17 protein-coding genes are annotated in these 18213 nt (G+C 34.4%); 6 read left to right on the forward strand and 11 right to left on the reverse strand.

Features of this window, described 5'->3' with window-relative positions:
• Nucleotides 1-73: 73 nt before the first annotated feature.
• From UGRO018_RS09325 to UGRO018_RS09355, 7 genes are all read right to left on the reverse strand, one after another.
• Nucleotides 74-814 (reverse strand): class I SAM-dependent methyltransferase, encoded by a 741-nt coding sequence (locus UGRO018_RS09325; protein ID WP_416326217.1) that lies wholly within the window; start codon nucleotides 812-814, stop codon nucleotides 74-76.
• 159 nt (nucleotides 815-973) lie between these two features.
• Complete coding sequence (locus UGRO018_RS09330) at nucleotides 974-1384, reverse strand: hypothetical protein (RefSeq protein ID WP_416326218.1); 411 nt, start codon at nucleotides 1382-1384, stop codon at nucleotides 974-976.
• Between the two features lie 41 nt (nucleotides 1385-1425).
• Nucleotides 1426-1986, reverse strand: a complete 561-nt coding sequence (locus UGRO018_RS09335) for a TetR-like C-terminal domain-containing protein (RefSeq protein ID WP_416326219.1) — start codon at nucleotides 1984-1986, stop codon at nucleotides 1426-1428.
• Nucleotides 1916-2272, reverse strand: a complete 357-nt coding sequence (locus UGRO018_RS09340) for a GIY-YIG nuclease family protein (protein WP_416326220.1) — start codon at nucleotides 2270-2272, stop codon at nucleotides 1916-1918. The genes UGRO018_RS09335 and UGRO018_RS09340 overlap by 71 nt, the downstream gene beginning before the upstream one ends.
• 122 nt (nucleotides 2273-2394) lie before the next feature.
• A complete protein-coding gene (locus UGRO018_RS09345; protein ID WP_416326221.1) occupies nucleotides 2395-3291 on the reverse strand; it encodes an ROK family protein in 897 nt (298 codons plus the stop codon).
• A gap of 70 nt (nucleotides 3292-3361) precedes the next feature.
• Nucleotides 3362-4636 (reverse strand): PTS sugar transporter subunit IIC, encoded by a 1275-nt coding sequence (locus UGRO018_RS09350; RefSeq protein WP_416326222.1) that lies wholly within the window; start codon nucleotides 4634-4636, stop codon nucleotides 3362-3364.
• 1 nt (nucleotide 4637) lies between these two features.
• A complete protein-coding gene (locus UGRO018_RS09355) occupies nucleotides 4638-6041 on the reverse strand; it encodes a glycoside hydrolase family 1 protein (RefSeq protein ID WP_416326223.1) in 1404 nt (467 codons plus the stop codon).
• A 145-nt stretch (nucleotides 6042-6186) separates the two neighbouring features.
• On the opposite strand from UGRO018_RS09355, the gene UGRO018_RS09360 reads away from it, so the two are divergent.
• On the forward strand, nucleotides 6187-6978 hold the full coding sequence (locus UGRO018_RS09360) for a MurR/RpiR family transcriptional regulator (protein ID WP_416326224.1): 792 nt from the start codon (nucleotides 6187-6189) through the stop codon (nucleotides 6976-6978).
• Between the two features lie 84 nt (nucleotides 6979-7062).
• Here UGRO018_RS09360 and UGRO018_RS09365 read toward each other — a convergent pair whose 3' ends face one another.
• A complete protein-coding gene (locus UGRO018_RS09365; RefSeq protein WP_416326225.1) occupies nucleotides 7063-8328 on the reverse strand; it encodes a UDP-N-acetylglucosamine 1-carboxyvinyltransferase in 1266 nt (421 codons plus the stop codon).
• 557 nt (nucleotides 8329-8885) lie between these two features.
• Here UGRO018_RS09365 and UGRO018_RS09370 point away from each other — a divergent pair.
• Nucleotides 8886-10370 carry a DUF1846 domain-containing protein gene (locus UGRO018_RS09370; RefSeq protein ID WP_416326226.1) on the forward strand — a complete coding sequence of 495 codons (1485 nt, stop codon included), beginning with the start codon at nucleotides 8886-8888 and terminating at the stop codon, nucleotides 10368-10370.
• 81 nt (nucleotides 10371-10451) lie between these two features.
• Here the strand turns inward: UGRO018_RS09370 and UGRO018_RS09375 are convergent, their stop codons facing one another.
• Together UGRO018_RS09375 and UGRO018_RS09380 are read right to left on the reverse strand one after the other, a co-directional pair.
• Nucleotides 10452-11333: a hypothetical protein gene (locus UGRO018_RS09375; protein WP_416326227.1), complete on the reverse strand. Its 882-nt coding sequence runs from the start codon at nucleotides 11331-11333 to the stop codon at nucleotides 10452-10454.
• Nucleotides 11334-11495: 162 nt separating this feature from the next.
• On the reverse strand, nucleotides 11496-12779 hold the full coding sequence (locus UGRO018_RS09380) for a glycosyl hydrolase family 18 protein (protein ID WP_416326228.1): 1284 nt from the start codon (nucleotides 12777-12779) through the stop codon (nucleotides 11496-11498).
• Between the two features lie 347 nt (nucleotides 12780-13126).
• On the opposite strand from UGRO018_RS09380, the gene UGRO018_RS09385 reads away from it, so the two are divergent.
• From UGRO018_RS09385 to UGRO018_RS09400, 4 genes are all read left to right on the forward strand, one after another.
• Nucleotides 13127-13957 (forward strand): PRD domain-containing protein, encoded by an 831-nt coding sequence (locus tag UGRO018_RS09385; protein ID WP_416326229.1) that lies wholly within the window; start codon nucleotides 13127-13129, stop codon nucleotides 13955-13957.
• Nucleotides 13958-14061: 104 nt separating this feature from the next.
• Nucleotides 14062-15657, forward strand: a complete 1596-nt coding sequence (locus tag UGRO018_RS09390; RefSeq protein ID WP_416326230.1) for a PTS transporter subunit EIIC — start codon at nucleotides 14062-14064, stop codon at nucleotides 15655-15657.
• A gap of 1 nt (nucleotide 15658) precedes the next feature.
• The gene (locus UGRO018_RS09395) at nucleotides 15659-16981 is read left to right on the forward strand and encodes a 6-phospho-alpha-glucosidase (protein WP_416326231.1); all 1323 of its coding nucleotides are present in this window, start codon (nucleotides 15659-15661) and stop codon (nucleotides 16979-16981) included.
• A gap of 12 nt (nucleotides 16982-16993) precedes the next feature.
• Nucleotides 16994-17464: a PTS sugar transporter subunit IIA gene (locus UGRO018_RS09400; protein ID WP_416326232.1), complete on the forward strand. Its 471-nt coding sequence runs from the start codon at nucleotides 16994-16996 to the stop codon at nucleotides 17462-17464.
• A 395-nt stretch (nucleotides 17465-17859) separates the two neighbouring features.
• On the opposite strand, the gene UGRO018_RS09405 is transcribed toward UGRO018_RS09400, so the two are convergent.
• A complete protein-coding gene (locus tag UGRO018_RS09405; RefSeq protein WP_416326233.1) occupies nucleotides 17860-18003 on the reverse strand; it encodes a hypothetical protein in 144 nt (47 codons plus the stop codon).
• Nucleotides 18004-18213: the final 210 nt, after the last annotated feature.

Consider the following 18213-nt stretch of genomic DNA (forward strand, 5'->3'; position numbering starts at 1 on the left):
CCAAGGTCTATCATGGTTGAAATATAAAAAAAGGATAGATATTGATTGTCTATCTACCCTTTAAATGAAGCTTCTATACTATATCCTTCTTCCTAGCGGAAACCAAAAGCATCATAGGACGTCTCATTTCATCTTTCATCCCTGGTTGATCCATTAAATGAATTGGGGGTTGAGGCTCTATGATATGTTCAATTACAAAATCATTGACCAATAAGGTATTCAAATAGGTGGTTAATGTACGATGGTATTTGGTCACCTTTTCACCTAGAAAAATGGCATCTCTTTTTCCTTCATAGTAATAATTATCTACTGGAAAGTGTAGTATATTTCCATTTTCATCATAATACCAATCCTGTGTTCCATATGCAGTAAATACCGGATGTTCTACTGAGAATACAAAGCTACCATTAGGAACGATCCATGTGCTCATTTGCTTTATGAGTGTAGCAAAATCTTTTACATAATGAAATGCCAATGAGCTGATCACTACATCAAAGGAATCCTTCTTAAATACAAGATCTTCCATTGCTTCCTTTTGATAACGGATATGTTCGTGATGATTGATTTTCTGTGCAGTAGCAAGCATCTTTTCGGATATGTCAATTCCTAATACACTTGTGGCTCCATGAGTTGCGGCATAAAGACAATGCCATCCATAACCACAACCTAAATCCAATACACGCTTTCCTTCAAAATCAGGTAATAATTTCTGTAGTTCAGACCATTCACCTGCGCCATTCAGACCTTCCTTTGAGCGATTCATCTCACTATACTTCTTAAAAAACACTTCATCATCATATTTATTTTCTTTCATTTGTCTTTACCTCCCATGCAAAATAATATGTTATGTTCGATTTGCATGGGCACATACAATTTTTTGTCCTATGATGCCCTTAGACATGCCGATCACCATCCTTTTCCTATAACTTTACAATATCTTAAAGTTCCGTTCATTTTATAATGCATGTACGAATCAAAGCTTATCATAATCAAGCGAGGCTTGTATTGGTCCAACTGAATGTGGATTTAACTGATATTCTCCATTCATCATTTCAACAAAGCCATAATATGGGACTTTTTCTTTTCTATTTTTTACAACGACTTCAAAAAGCATTCCTGGATAGGATCCATCCTCTTTTGCACTTTTTTCACTATACTCATCTCCCGCATAACTGATTTCTATTACCACATGGTTTTCTTTAAACTTGCTAACAGCTAATTCTGATGCTTCTTTTAATTGGACATCACTATATATCTCTGACTTCATTTCATGATAAACAACTTTGGGTTGATACTTAGAAAGCTTAAGGTATAACATGCTGAAAACAAGAATTAGTAATAATACAGATAGAAGTTTCATATATGATTTTAAACCGGATTTCATAATATCACTGTCCTTTCCTATTATAGTAACATCATTTTATCTTATGATAACGCATCAAACTCATGAAGTGCTTTATCAATATCACCATGAATGACACTGTCTAAACGATTGATGATCTGAACGGGATCTTCTTTCATCCCTTTGCTGATCCAATCTAAGATCAATCCTACAAATCCATATTTATAAAAATCTGCGATGAAAGCTTTGTCTTCAGCTCTAACCGATTTTTGTTTTGCCAGCTCCTCTACGACATCCCATAGCAGTTGATAAGTTTCTTTATACAAAAAACTTTCTAAATGTTCTCTGGATACTGAATGATAGGTACTGAGTACAAAATCCTTGTTTTTTTCAACATATTCGAAGATATGAAGATAGCCCTCTTGCCATGTTGCATAGGTTTTTTTATCTCCAATAACCTTTAGTGCTTCGCTTGTATAAATCCATTCGATTAAATCATAGATATCTTGAAAATGATAATAAAAGGTTTGTCGATTCACTTCACAATCCTCAACGATATCCACAATCGTAATCTTATCTAAAGGTTTTTCCTTCAGTAGTTTTTTCAAAGATGACGCCAAAGCACGTTTCGTTGTTTGTGACATGATACCACCTCCCTGAGCGTGTTTCTTGTAGCTTGAGTTTTTCATTTCTACTCAACTGTTTGATTTCATATTCACGCTTTCTTGCGCTACTGGCATCTGGATGTTCTTCAAAATAAAACACCTCGATCGGTTTATGTGCCTTGGTATACTTTGCACCTTTCCCGGCCTTATGCTTTTCATATCTTTTCTTTAAATCGGTGGTCCATCCACAATATAAAGATTGATCTTCACAGCGAAGCAGATATACATAGTATCCAGATTCCTTTGGCAACTGCGATTCTTCCATTTGACACCAGCTTTCTACTTAGATTTTAGCATGAATTAGATAGAATACGAAGCCCTTTTCATAAATATCATTATAGTTTGTAAAAAAAAGCATTCATAGTCAATCACCATGAATGCCATAAATTAAGCAAAGGTTTTAAAGAAATTTGCCAAAGCTCCTAAGATATTAGAATCATTGTAGTACTTGCAATTTACGATTTGTACCTTAGGTATGTCAAAAGGAACTGCTTCATAAATCTTATCCAAAGACTTCTGTAAATACTCCATAAGGATTGGTTGATAACTGATTCCACCACCGATTGCGATCTTGTCAGGATCAACGGTTGCTTGAATATTATAAAGACCGGTAGCGATCATATCACAATATTCAGATAACATCATCAAAGCATCTTCATCACCTTGATTACATAATTCAAATACTTGTACGCCATCCATTGTTTCAGGATCGCACCCTTTTTTCATAGCAACCTTTTTAATTAAGGTATATACACTACCTGTTAATCCCCATTTATCTGAAAAGTCTTTTGCGTTCTGTTTCCAATCACTACTCAGATAGCTGAATTCTCCAGCAAAGCCATGAGCGCCGGTCAAGACACGATCACCCATGGTGATTGCTCCACCAACACCACTTCCTAAGATACAAACAGCGCCTACTTCTGTATCCTTAAGATTTCCAATGGTTGCTTCACATAATGCTGCACATTTCGCATCATTTTCAATGGTAAAGCGATCTGTTGTCACAGACTTTAACTCAGACAGCACATCCATTCCTTCATTATAAGTAAGATATCCGGGTATTTGGACTTTCTGTGTCTTTTTGTTGATCATTCCTGGCAATGACATTGCGACTCCGTCAATGATTTCTCTATACGGGATATAGATTGCACGTATAGCCTCTTTGAACTGTTTAAAACAATTCAGAGGTGTAATGACATTACCTTTCTCCAAAATTTCGTATTCTTCATTAACAATTGCAAACTTAATGGAACTGCCACCTACATCAAAAACCAAATAGTTCATGATTCTTCTCCTCCTTTTGAAAAGCGTTTCCTATAGGATCAAAACGCTCTTAACTATTTCTATTATACACTTATTTTGTTTCTATTTCATTAGCAAGTGCTTGTTTATCTGCAATTTTAAAGAATGGATAGTAGATAACAATGGACATTAAAATGATGACAAGCTCTAATATGATACCTTGGAAACCGCAATTGATAAAACCACGGAATAATGCAGGAACATAAGATAAATTCATAATACCAAGTGGTGCCGGTACGATTTGTAATACTACGATTGCCAACCAAGCAATCACAACAGCCAATACAGGTGCTAAAATAAATGGAATGATGAACAATGGATTTAACATCAATGGCATAGAGAATACCATAGGTTCATTGATATTGAATAATCCACAAGGTAAGAACAATTTACCATACGTTTTGTTTTGTTTCGATTTTGAGAATAGACATAGTAGAATGGATAATCCCAAGGTACATCCACATCCGCCAATGGTCGTAAAGTCAAAGAAGGTAATATTAATAGGATTTAAGACTTCTCCACCGGCAGCTACAGACGCACTGTTTTCCGCATACATAGCGATCCATAATGGGAAGATAACACCAAGCACTGTCATAGATCCATGGATACCAAAGAACCATAATAATTGACAAAGTACAACAATGATGATCATAGAGAACATGTTACCTGCAAGCGATTGTAGAGGTGCTTGTAATAAAGAATATAGACAAGCAAAGATATTTCCATATGGGGTTAAGGTTAAAAGGAAATTGATCAACAAGAATACAACCGCAACTACAACAGCCGGAATGATACCTGTAAATGATCTAGATACATTGACTGGAACGCCATCCGGTAATTTGATGGTAATATTGCGATCCAATACAACACCATAAATTTTAGACACTAGAATACCGGTTACGATACCAACAAACATTCCCATAGAACCTAAATAAGTAAATTCAAAGAACTTTGTGCCTCCTTCATTGACACCGAAAGGTAATAGAATAAAGAAACATGCTACTGCTAAGACACCTATCGTAGAAGATTGATCTTTATGCTTTTGATCCGCAAAGCTTTTTGCGACAAAGAATGTCATATAGATAGAAATCAAATCGGTTGTCATAGAAGTAGCCAATGAGAAGAAGTTAGCTAAACCGACATCAGCGATGAATGCTTTATATGCATCGATTGGCAAATTGGTTAGAATAGAGAAGATTGCGCCAATCATCATGATCGGCAAGACGGACATCATACCACCGCTCAATGCGCTCATGGTTTTACTGCTTGATAATTTCGTTGAAACCGGAATTAATGTTTTTTCCAGCCATCCTTGTATTTTTTCCATATTATAAATTCCTTCCTTTTTCTTTTATTTGTGTTTGATACCAGTAAAATGATTGTTTTTTGATTCTTTGTAACGTACCTGTATTTCCTTCTTGATGATCGATATAAACAAGTCCATATCGCTTTTTATATCCTTGAGATCCACTTAACAGATCCATGAAAGACCAGATATTGTATCCAATCACACAAATACCTTCACTGATTGCTTCCTTGATCGCATGTAAGTGATCTTTTACATATTGGATTCTTTCCATATCATTGATTTCTCCATTGATTGGCTCTTCACATTGTGGATATCCGTTTTCTGTAATCATCAACGGTAAACGATATCGATCATTCAGTTTCCTTAATGACAATTTAAATCCAAGTGGATCATAGCTCCCTCTTAGCCATGTTGTCGTCGGCATAATAGGATTATTCACGATCGTATAATTTTCGGTATTAAAGAATGCCAAATCTGCCTTAGGGTCTGGGATACCGGGTTTTCTTACGGTTACACTAGCATAATAGTTTACACCAATGAAATCCGGTTTTTCCTTTTTCAATAAAGCTTCCTCTTCTTCTGTGATGAGTGGATATGCTTGCTGTTGTTTCAGATAAGCTTTCACAGTAGAAGGTATTTCCCCTCTTACACTAAGATCTAATACCAAATAGCTTAAAAATTCCTCTGCATCCATGGCTGCCTCTACATCCTGTGCATCACAAGTCAATGGATAACACAGCTGATAAGCACTGGATGGACCAATCATACCATCTTTTACAATTTCATGACATAATGCAAATGCCTTCTTTTCGGCTAAAGACATATGGATACAAGCTTGAAGGTTATATTTCAAACTTTCCTTATGAGATATCTTTTCACCTTTTCCCAATAGCATTGCACTATTCATTACCATCATCATTTGTTCATTGATAGAGATCCAATACTTCACTCGATCACCAAAAGCTTCAAATACGGTTTTCGCATATCTGGCAAAGAACGCTATCGTTTCTTTTCCCAGCCAGCCTTGATATGCTTCTTCTAAGTGTTGTGGTAAGTCAAAGTGCCATAATGTTACGATCGGTTCAATGCCTTGTGCTATCAATTCATTGATCAGATCATTATAGAAATCAATACCCTTTTGATTTGGTGTTTCATCATCTCCATTAGGATAGATCCTTGTCCATGCGATTGAGAAACGATAAGATTTTAAACCGGCTTCTTTCATCAACGCAATGTCTTCCTTATATCTATGATAATGATCTGCGGCAATACTGGTATCGGATAATCCCTTTGTCACCGGACGAACATCCTGTGTGGATAATCCTTTTCCATCTGCTGTAGATGCTCCCTCTACCTGAAACGCACTTGTACTTGCCCCCCATAAAAATGTTTCAGGAAATGTGTCTAACGTTTTGATTTTCATTGTTATCCTCCTTTCGACACATTCAGTATACCAGTGAATTCATTGATGTAAGCGTTCTAAACAAGAAACTCATAAGATTATGAGAAATTAGTTTCAATTTCTGAAACTAGTTGCTACAATATTAGTAAATAAGGAGGAATATGCTATGGATATGGTCTTACATAAGCTGATGCTTACCATCAATACATCTCAACAAGGCAGTACCAATTGTAATCTTGCGATAGAGTTGATCAAACACATTGATGAGTTACAGAACTTGAATATTTACGAAATCGCAGATCTTTGCTTTGTGTCTACCTCAACACTTAGTAGATTTTGTCGTCAATTAGGTTATAAAAACTTTAATGCCTTTAAAGAGGCCTTGGAAACCTCTTATGGCTTTGAAATCGATTATGATAAACATTATTTACTTGCCAAAGATCATTTAGATGATGGGCTTTCTTATATGAAAGAGCTATATTTATCATCTATCAAGGATATGAATGATCATCTTCAGAAAAAGCAATTAATTCAGCTTGCAGAGTTGATCCATGACCATGAAAACATTTATATTTTCGGTAATGTAGGTTATCAATTTATCGCTATGTATCTTCAAGAACGATTAGGGTTGTTTAAAAAAATTATACATGTAAGTCCTGATATCAATCAACAAAAAAAATCTATCCATCATGTGAGTGAAGATGATCTTGCTATTTTGATTTCTCCAAGAGGAAGCAGTAACGTACAATCTAGGTTTGTGCCTGATTTATATAAAAGCCATGCGACCATGGTATTGATTACGCAAAATGAGCACTCGGCCTATAAAGATCGCTATGATTTATTTTTAAATATCCATGGCAGTTATGATAACAATCTCGGCATGATTTCTGTCATGTACACCATTGATCAATTGATTCTGGTTTATTATGCACTTTATCACGATGAATTGATCGTATAATACGATCTTACTTTAGATAAAGCTACACCAAAAAAAATGCGAATCCTCGCATTTTTTTATATATTTATAATTTCATAGCCTATTTTATTCTATGGTCTCTCTCCAAATTTTCGCTCCCAATGCAGTCAATTTACCATCTAAATCCTCATAGCCTCTATCAATATGGTAAATATCACGAATCGTAGTTACACCATCCGCAATCAAACCCGCTATGACCAAACAAGCACCACAACGAAGATCAGTAGCACGTACTTCTGCCCCGGATAACGGTGTTGGTCCATTCACAAATGAGCTTGGTATCATGACATTGATATTAGCACCCATCTTATTTAACTCATAACAATGTTTAAAACGTTCAGTATAAATAGTTTCTGTCACAATAGATTGCCCTTTTGCTTGCGTTAATAATGCAGTTAAGGGCTGTTGAATATCAGTCGCAAAACCAGGATATGGCAATGTTTTGATATCCGTACCTTTGATTTGATCATCATGCTTCATTACATGAACGCTATCTACTCCAACTTCCATATTAATACCGATTTCTTGTAACTTTGACAATAAAGATTCCAAATGTTGAGGAATGATATTTTCGATCCATACATCATCAGCCGCTGCAGCTGCCAAAACGATATACGTTGCGGCTTCGATACGATCCGGAATAATTTCATGGAAACATCCATCAAGCTCATCTACACCATCAATGGTGATCACATTGGTACCCACACCACGAATATGTGCACCCATTTTATTCAATAAGGTTGCGACATCAATGATTTCCGGTTCCTTCGCAGCATTTTCAATCGTAGTTCTTCCTTTGGCATGTACTGCCGCCATCATGATGTTAATGGTTGCCCCTACACTGGAAATATCTAAGAAGATCTTAGTACCGACAAGCTCTTTCGCATCTAAGATATAAGAACCATGATCATAAGTCACAGTTGCCCCCAATGCTTCAAAACCCTTTAGGTGTAGATCGATCGGACGAGGCCCTAAATAACAACCTCCGGGCATCTTGATTTCCGCATGACCATATTTACCAAGTAAAGCTCCCATAAAATAATAGGAAGCACGTAATTTACTGACAGCATCACTGTTCATTGGTTTATTTTGCATATCTGTAGGATCGATTACGATGCGATCGCTACTTTTTATATCTACGATAACCCCTAATTCACGTAATAAAATAGACAAAGATTCTACATCACTGATATTGGGAACTCCACAGACAGTAACAGGACCATTGGCCAAGATTGCAGCTGGAATCAGCGCAACAGTAGCATTTTTTGATCCACTTATGCGAACACTGCCACTTAATTTATGTTTACCTTCAATTTTGATTACATTTTCCATTGAAAAATCTCCTTTTCGTATTCCGTTTTTATTGATACACGCATTAGAATTTGCATGTTAGTCTACAAAAGTGCATTATTATTATAAAGCATTTTTGAAGTGATAGCTATTTTTTTCTACACCTTTTTGTTTTTTCTGAACAATTCCCACTGAATTCGAATTTACATTACCATGTTCAGCTTTTTCTTACCTTATTATATATGCAGCCATTCCTTGAATTGATACAATTATCTATATCTTATATGCCAATGACTTTGTGCTGTGATATCATCGTTTCACTATAACATTATACCCATAAACGATAAGGAAACAAAGAGTAGGAAAATGACGATTTCTTAAGAATTGAAAAAAATCAGAAAAAGACTTCCTATTGGCGGCTTTTATACATGTCATTCATTACCGTAATGATTCTTTACATTGTCGGTAAAGGGGTTGCATTTCAAGGCTTTCGTTATCTTCTTCATAAATCTATCTGAAATTAAGAAATCTGTTAGTAAATGCTTCATATTTTTGGTATAATACATAAAGTGAGAGTTTTTTTGAAAAGGAGTGAAATGATGAAAGAAATGGCTTTTGACAATGACTTATATATTGAATTGCAATCAAAACATATTTTAGAAAGAATCAATAAATTCGACAATAAACTATACCTGGAGTTTGGTGGAAAGCTGTTCGATGATCATCATGCCGCAAGAGTATTACCCGGCTTCCTTCCTGATTCTAAGCTAAAAATGCTATTGAATCTGAAAAATGAAGTAGAGGTTGTTATTGCTGTTAGTGCAAATGATATTGCGAAAAACAAAATACGTAGTGATATCGGAATCACATATGATGCCGAGGTATTACGTTTGATCGATGCTTTCCGTGGAACAGGATTATATGTAGGAAGTGTTGTCATCACGCAATATGCGAACCAATCCAGTGCAGATACATTTAAAACACATCTTGAACATTTAGGCATCAAGGTTTTTTTGCATTATGTCATTGCCGGATATCCAAACAATATTCCTTTGATCGTATCCGAAGAAGGTTATGGTAAAAATGAATATATAGAAACAACAAAGCCATTGGTTGTAGTAACAGCTCCAGGTCCCGGATCCGGGAAAATGGCAACTTGTCTTTCCCAGTTATATCATGAACATAATCGTGGTATCAAAGCAGGTTATGCAAAATTTGAAACCTTTCCAATATGGAATTTACCATTAAAACATCCTGTCAATTTGGCATACGAGGCCGCAACCGCTGATTTAAATGACATCAATATGATTGACCCTTTCCACCTTGAGGCTTATGGTGAAACAACGGTCAATTATAATAGAGATGTAGAAATCTTCCCTGTATTGAATGCCATGTTTGAACGAATTCTCGGTGAGTCTCCTTATAAATCACCAACTGACATGGGAGTAAATATGGTTGGCTATTGTATTTTCAATGATGAAGCAGCAAGAAAAGCCAGCTGTGAAGAAATACTACGTCGTTATTATGCAGCTAAGGTGGATTACAAAGTCGGACATACATCTGATGATACCATCAAAAAAATCGAGATCATTATGTCTCAAGCGAATATAACACCATTAGATCGTCGTTGTGTCATTCCTGCTTTACAAAAAGCAGAGGATACAGATGCACCAGCGTTCGCTATTGAACTACCTGATGGTCAAATCGTCACAGGAAAAACAAGCTCATTGCTTGGCGCAGGCAGTGCAGCACTCTTAAATGCTTTAAAAGCTTTGGCAAACATCAATGATGAAATACCTTTGATATCCCCTAACATCATTGAACCAATTCAGAAATTAAAGATCAATTCTCTTGGAAATCATAATCCAAGATTACATACAGACGAAGTCTTAATTGCGTTATCTATTTCCGCAACAACAAACCCTGTTTCACATCTTGCGTTACAACAATTGGATAAATTAAAATGTTGTGAAGCGCATAGTACCGTTATTTTATCTCAAGTAGATGTTAATACATTCAGAAAATTGAATGTCAATCTTACTTGTGAAGATCAATATCAAACGAAAAAATTATATCATCGTTAATAGGATATTCAATGATACTAAAAAACGATTCCACACTGTGAATCGTTTTTTTCTATGCTAAGCTTTCTCATCTTTTTTTGTCTATCTGCATGATCCAATGTTCTTGGCGTTATCTTTTTCCAATTGCTTTTTCTTTTCCTCTTCCTGTAAATTCTTTAAATAATCTTTCTTACGCTCCTTTGGTTTCGGAATGAATCGTTTCACAAAACTTCCACTTCCTCTTTTCTTTACATAGAAATATCCAAAGATAGAAAATACAACAGCACCGACAAAATTCACGAATAAATCTTCCATGGTATCGATCAAACCAATATCAAGATATCCACCCAACCCCAAGCTTTCTCCATTGATGATGACATCTTGAATTCCATTGATGGTAATAGGACGATTACTGTTTGTTGGATCTAATGCCACACTGGTAATACTTTGTACAATGGTATCCTTTTGCATATCCGTACCGATAAAATGATCCATACCAAATTCAAAGAATTCCCACAGTACCCCAATGGTCATGGAAAAACAAAATGCTACCAAAGCCATAAATAATGGTGACATTTTAAACTGCAAACGTTTTTCATTGTTTAAAATATCCACAAGAGAAAATCCTATTGCTGCCGCTAGGAACCCATTCAGAGTATGAAGAATCGTATCCCATGCCGGTATCATTATATAAAATGATTGAATTTCTCCTAATATCTCCGCAGAAAATATAAACATCAATATAATAATTTCCAGTGTAGTTGGTAATTCTATTTTAAATTCCACCTGTATCAAACTCGGTATAATCAACAAAAATAAAGTTAATATACATAAAAATACATTTTCATAATTCTTATTTAAAATTTGTAAGATCATGGTTAATATAACCAATGCACGCAATGTAATATATACAAGAAAAGAACTTTTGTGTTCTCTAATCTCCATATGAACCGCTTCTTTTGAAAAATGTAATCTTTTCAGCATCCCTATTTGCCTCCTTTTTTTACCTCTTATGATAACGCAAATAGTTCTATAATGCAATTTTGTCTCAACAACAACATCGTTTTAGACGATCATAAACGCAATTATATAAAAAAAAGAACGCAAACTCTGTAAGTAACGTTCCTTTTTATATAAATCATCAAATTATTTTTCTAATACTTCACTAATAGCACTCATTAAACTTGTTTTTTCATCATTACTATCTTGTGTCAGTTCCCACACCATAATACCTCCAAGATTTTCTTTCGCATATTGTGCTTTTTTCTTCATCGTGGAAATCCCATTATAATAAACATCCATTCCTTGATAGTTTACATGGTCTTTATCGGATGCACTCTTCACTGATGATAAAATATCTCCATAAGATGCCCAACTTGGCCTTGCGTAAAACGGTACACCGAGGATGACTTTATTAGGGTCTACACCTCTTGTTTTGATCCAATAGGTTCCACAATTCATCGCAAACTCATACGTTGAATGACGTTCTCCATCTCCTCCATCATAAGCCATGACATGGATACGATCGACTACATCCAATACTTTATCGCTATGAGCTGCGGCATCATAATATACATTGCCATCTGCAGTTACTCCACTTAACACCGCACTGGTTAATAATTTATCTTTTGCATGAAGCTTTTCGGCTAAATATAACATCAATTCCTCATACTGTTTCGCACTCGTTCCATCAACACGTGGATGTTCCCAATCCATATCCACGCCATCAAATCCATATTCATCACAAAGCTTGATGATAGCATCTGCAAACTTATGTATTTTTTCTTTGTTTTCAGTCGCAGCCATAAAAGTTGCCTCTAATGGAACATCTTGATAACTCCAACCACCTATTGCAATCAATACACGCACGTTTTGCTCATGGGCTTTTTTTATGATTGTCTTTGCTGTTTCAGGCTCATCCAATGCCCTTAAATCTCCATCCTTAGTAGGAATTGCGAAAGCATAAATCACATCACTCATGAGATCGTATCGGATCATATCTGCTTTTCCAGGTTTCCAAGAAGGGAAATACCCAACTAGCTTTTTATCCCCTGTATCAACATGAGGTTTTATTTCCTTTGTGGATTCCTTATTCTCATTTTGTGTATCATTTACCGTTGCTAAGGTATCCTCCCATACATCACTTGTTCCCGGTGTTTCTCCTTGTGTCCACCATTTAGCTTTATAAATCTTGTTTTGATAAACAACTTGATCTCCACCAACATAAACGTTTGCTTTATTCCATATTGGATACTGAGAAGTAGTTTCTTCTTGATCTTCATTCTTTTTCTGTTGAGATGTTTGCTTCTGTTCCTGTGTTTCTTCCTTCTTCGGTTGTGTTTGAAATCTTTGTATTCCTGTTAATATACACATACCTGTAATGATTCCGATAACAAAAATAAGCATTTTCTTTTTTGTTATTTTTTTCATATAATCCCTCTGTTTCTATCTTAAAGGATAACAAAAACTTAAATGTAATTCAAACAATCTTGGCTTTTTAGAAATCCTTAGGAAATCCTTACCAAAATCTCATTTAGAATGGTTATTTTCAAAATTTTGAAATGATGTTTCATACATATGGATAAATATTAGTTAAACGCTACCATTTTTTGTTTTTTTCGCCTGAAAATGATTGACAAATTAAAATTAATGTTTAAAATAGAGTCTGTAATACTTGGATTGTTACTGATGTGATCAGGCAAGACCTAATGAATGCAAGACTATATTTTTATAGTTTTTGTAATCCTTAGGTCTTTATTATTTTATTGGAGGTATTTATGAAAATTATTAAGATTTTCAATAACAACGCAGTGGCCACAATTTCTGAAGATAAAAATGATCTCATTTTAACTGGTTCAGGTATTGGGTTTCAAAAAAGAATAGGAGATTTGATAGATGAAAGTAAAATAGAAAAACGCTACTTTTATGAAGGCGGAGAAAAGAATGCTATGTATCAACTTTTTTTGAGAACACCTGAAAAATACTTCAAACTTTCCCAAATGATTATGGAAGAAGCTATGAAACGATTAGATATCAGTTTTCAAGATCAAACCATTGTTGCTTTAACAGATCATATATGCTTTGCTGTTGAACGTTATGAAACAGGTACTGAACTCCCTAATTTAGTTCTTACAGAAATTAAAACACTATATAAGGAAGAATTTAAAATAGGCTTGTGGAGTATTGATTTGATTGAACAAGAACTTAATATTCATTTGCAAGAAGATGAGGCCGGCTATATTGCCTTGCATATTATTAATGGTTCTAACGATACTAACGCACATTCCACTATGGAAACTTTGCAATTAATTGATGGATGTATTCAAGTAATTAGTGATACTTTGAATATATGTTTTGATGAAGAAAGTTTAGATTATGTACGTTTAACAACACATTTAAAATTTATGGCACAAAGAATATTCAATGACACCCATGAAGAAGAAAGCTTTGAGGATAGAGAAATGGCAATTTTTCTTGCTAAGAAAAATAAAAAAATCCTTCGTTGCGTACATGCTGTTGAGGATTATATTTTTCAAACCTTCAACTATCATTTTTCAGAAAAAGAATTACTTTATCTTATGATACATATCTATAAGATAATACATTAGAGGATTGTTACTGATTCGATCAGGCAAGACCTAAAATCTCAGGTTAGAATTTTCATTCTATCACTGTTGTTTTTAGGTCTTTTATTTTTGAAATGGAGGAAATTATGAAAGAGAAATTTATTGGAGCGATGCAATCGTTCTCAAAAGCTATTGTAGCACCTGTTCTTTATTTACCTGCTGTTGGATTAATACTTGTTATTTGTAACTTTATGATTAATCCAAACATTGTATCTTCTATACCTTTTTTAGGTAATGACGTAATTCAAATTACCTTTAAAGTTATGTATAACGGACTTATGTCTGTATTTAATAACCTTGGACCTATTTTTGCAATTGGAGTAGCATTCGGCTTAGCAAAGAAAAAGAAGGAACATGCAGCACTTGTCGCCTTTCTTTGTTTATTCATTTTCTGTGCAGCGCAAAATTCATTTTTGACGATTACAGAAACATTGCATGAATCGACTGGTAATGGTCAAAATATGATGTTAGGTTTCCAAATAGTAGATATGGGAGTATTCCTTGGAATACTCATCGGTATTATTGTTGGTTCTTTACATAATAAATACTGTGACAAGGATCTTGGTGAAGTATTGTCAGTATATGGTGGTACTAGATTTGTATTCTTAATCTCGATTCCTATCATGTTAATCATGGCAATTGCTTTCGCTTATTTATGGCCACCTGTTCAATCTATGATTACTAACGTTGCTACATTCATATCGACATCAGGAGGTATTGGATTCTTTACTTTTGGATTCCTTGAACGTCTATTAATTCCTACAGGACTTCATCACCTTATTGGTAGTGCTTTGTGGTATACAGATTTAGGAGGAGTAGCAACAATTGCAGGAGAAACATATTCTGGAGCTTGGGCAATTGCATTAGCCGAATTGGGAGACCCGAATACCGCAAGATTATCTTTAACTACAATTTTCAACAATGTTACTTTAGTTAAAGTTTTTGGTTTAAGTGGAGCAGGCTTAGCGATGTTATATTGTGCAAAGCCGAAATTAAAAAATAAAGCGAGAGCGATTTATGTTCCAGCAATACTAACAAGCTGTCTTGCCGCTATAACAGAACCATTAGAATTTACGTTCTTATTTGTAAGTCCAATCTTATTCGTCATTCATTCAGTATTAACTGGCATCTTTTTCTATCTATTATATTTCTTTCAAATTACTGTTTGTTCTGCAGGTGGTATCTTTGAAACACTGTTATATAATGTTCCAGCAGGAGTTGCTAAAACTGGGTGGCCTTGGTTTATTTTATTAGGTCTTGTACAAATGGCTGTTTATTTCTTCGTATTTAAATGGTTTATTTTGAAATATGATGTGAAAATTCCAGGTAGAGATGAAAGTGAAGATGTAAAGTTAGTAACAAAAAAAGATTATGAAGCATCAAAAAATTCAACTGATCAAACAAGTGATAAATCATTATCAAATTCTTTAGGAAAACAAATTTATGAAGCAGTTGGTGGTATTCAAAACATAAAAAACATCGATAATTGTTTTACTAGATTACGTATCGTTGTAGACTCCTTAGAGCTTGTAAATGAAAATCTATTAAAAGAAACAGGTTCTAAAGGACTTGTTAAAAGAGGAAATGAAATTCAAATTATCTATGGAGTTAATGTAAATAAATTCAGAAAAAGTTTAGAGGATTACCTAGAAGCAAATCAATATATATTAGGAGGAGAATAACATGGAAGCTAAAATAATTACAATCGTAGGTGGGGGAAGCACTTATACCCCAGGAGTAGTAAAGGCTATATTATCAAAAAAATCAACATTCCCGGTAAAAGAAATTCGTGCATATGACATTGATGAAGAAAGACAAAATGATGTCGCAATTATTGTAAAAGAGGTTGTGAAAGCAAACTGTCCAGAATGTAAATTTTTCACAACAACAGATCCAGAAACTGCATTTAAAGATTCTGACTTTATATTTGCACAAATCAGAGTTGGTAAATACGCTATGCGTGAACAAGATGAAAAAATTCCTTTAAGTCATGGGGCTGTTGGACAAGAAACATGTGGGTGTGGAGGTTTAGCATATGGATTAAGAACAATTTACCCTATGGTTGAAATATTGGATATGGTTGAAAAATATGCAAGTCCTAATCATTGGATTTTAAATTATTCAAATCCTGCTGCTATTGTAGCTCTTGCTTTAAACAAATTAAGACCAAATGCAAGAATTATCAATATTTGTGATATGCCAGTTGCAATAGTCAACGGTTTTGCTGACATACTTCATTGCGAACCTCACGAAATTAAAGCTAACTATTTTGGATTAAATCACTTTGGGTGGTTTACAGATATTTGGGTGAATGGAGTAAATAGATTTGAAGAATTGAGACAGCATGCAATTGCACATGGCTATTTATGTGAGACACCAGATGAGCAACATTGGGAACCTTCTTGGATTCATACATATGGAAATATGAAACCAATTATGGAAAGATTTTCTGATTATCTTCCAAATACATATTTACAATATTACTTATTAAGTCAAGACATTGTAGAGGATGCTAATCCTTCTTATACTAGAGCCAATGAAGTAATGGATGGACGTGAAAAAACATTATTCGACGCAATTCGTCGTTATAAAGAAACTGGAACTTATGATGATAATATGTTTGTAGTTGGTGCACATGGAACTTTCATTGTTGATTTAGCTGAGTCATTATGTAGAGAAAATGGTGGTCGCTATTTGCTTATCGTGAAAAATGAAGGTGCTATTGCCAATCTACCTGATGATGCTATGGTTGAAATTCCATGTTATGTTTCTCCAAGAGGTATAGAAAAAATTTCAGTTGGTCACATTCCAACATTCCATAAAGGAATGATTGAACAACAATACGCTTGTGAAAAATGCCTAGTAGAGGGAGCTATTGAGAACTCTTATATGAAAGTTTTACAGGCGTTTACCTTAAATAAAACGATGAAATCCTCAACACAAGCAAAAATAATACTAGATGAAATGATAGACGCCAATCAAGAATATTGGCCAGAACTAAAGTAAAGGAGTCATCTTATGTGGAACTTATTCAAACAAACAAAGAGAAATAAAATTGTATCACCTGTAAAAGGAAAGGTCATTGACCTTTCCTTGGTAAATGATAATGCATTTGCTAGTAAAGCAATGGGAGAAGGATTTGCCATTGAACCAACAGGAAATACGTTTTTATCACCAATTTCTGGAACTGTTACCGTTGTTTTTCCTACAGGTCACGCATTGGGTATCGTAAATGATGATATTGAGCTTATCATTCATATTGGAATAGATACTGTTAAACTTCAAGGTGATGGGTTCCACATATTTGTTCAACAAGGTGATACCATCCATCAAGGTGATCGTATCGCTGAAGTAAACATTCAAAAAATAAAGGAAAACGGTTTCGATGTAACAACCATGGTAGTATGTACGAATGGCCATGTCCCTAAGGTAATGAAGAAATGGAACCAAGACATCAAAGAAGGTGAAGAAATTGCAATCATTGACTGATTTTCGATACAGCTCAATCAAAGAAAAAGTAATTGTGATTTTCACTTTGATCATAAGCTATCTTTTTCCTATTATTGGTTTTATAATACTGTGGTGCGAGAAAAGAAAAGCTCACCATTATTTAATTAAGAATGCTTGTTTAATTGGTATTTTTCTTGCATTTATATTTTTTTCTTTAGACTATATTGCATTCATAATGACTAAATAAAAGAAAATCTTTATTTTATCTTTAGACAAAAAAGTTCATTTCGAATATCAAAATGAACTTTTTTATTTTTAATTCTGATCAAAACCTTTGTTAGCTTTAATCATTTCATCAAGAACTTCTTTAGTTACTTTTTCACTTGGTGCAGTTTTTTCAATGTAATTGCTTGAAGAACTTTTTCATAACTTTCTTAAATGAAACGTTCAACAATTTTGCAACAAAGGAAGTAGATTTGATCAATAATTTCAAGTTCATTCTTACCAATATAAGCTAGTACATCTACTATAGCATCAAATGGCATATTTGGAATTGTACTTCTATTTGGTACAATCACAGGGAACCTTTGTTAGGATTGTATAAAAGATACATTAATTTGATAACACCAACCATCGTATTAAATTATCATGACTACCCTATTTTGAAATTCGCCTCTGATACCGAAATGTCAGAAGACAAAAGATGATCTTTTAGAATTTAAAAAGTCTATTTTTTTCTATTCCACAAAACCGCATTGACATTTATGTCCGTACATATTATAATTTTT

The sequence above is a fragment of the Hoskinsella mucinilytica genome (assembly GCF_045223415.1).
Lineage (GTDB): Bacteria > Bacillota_I > Bacilli_A > Erysipelotrichales > Erysipelotrichaceae > Hoskinsella > Hoskinsella mucinilytica.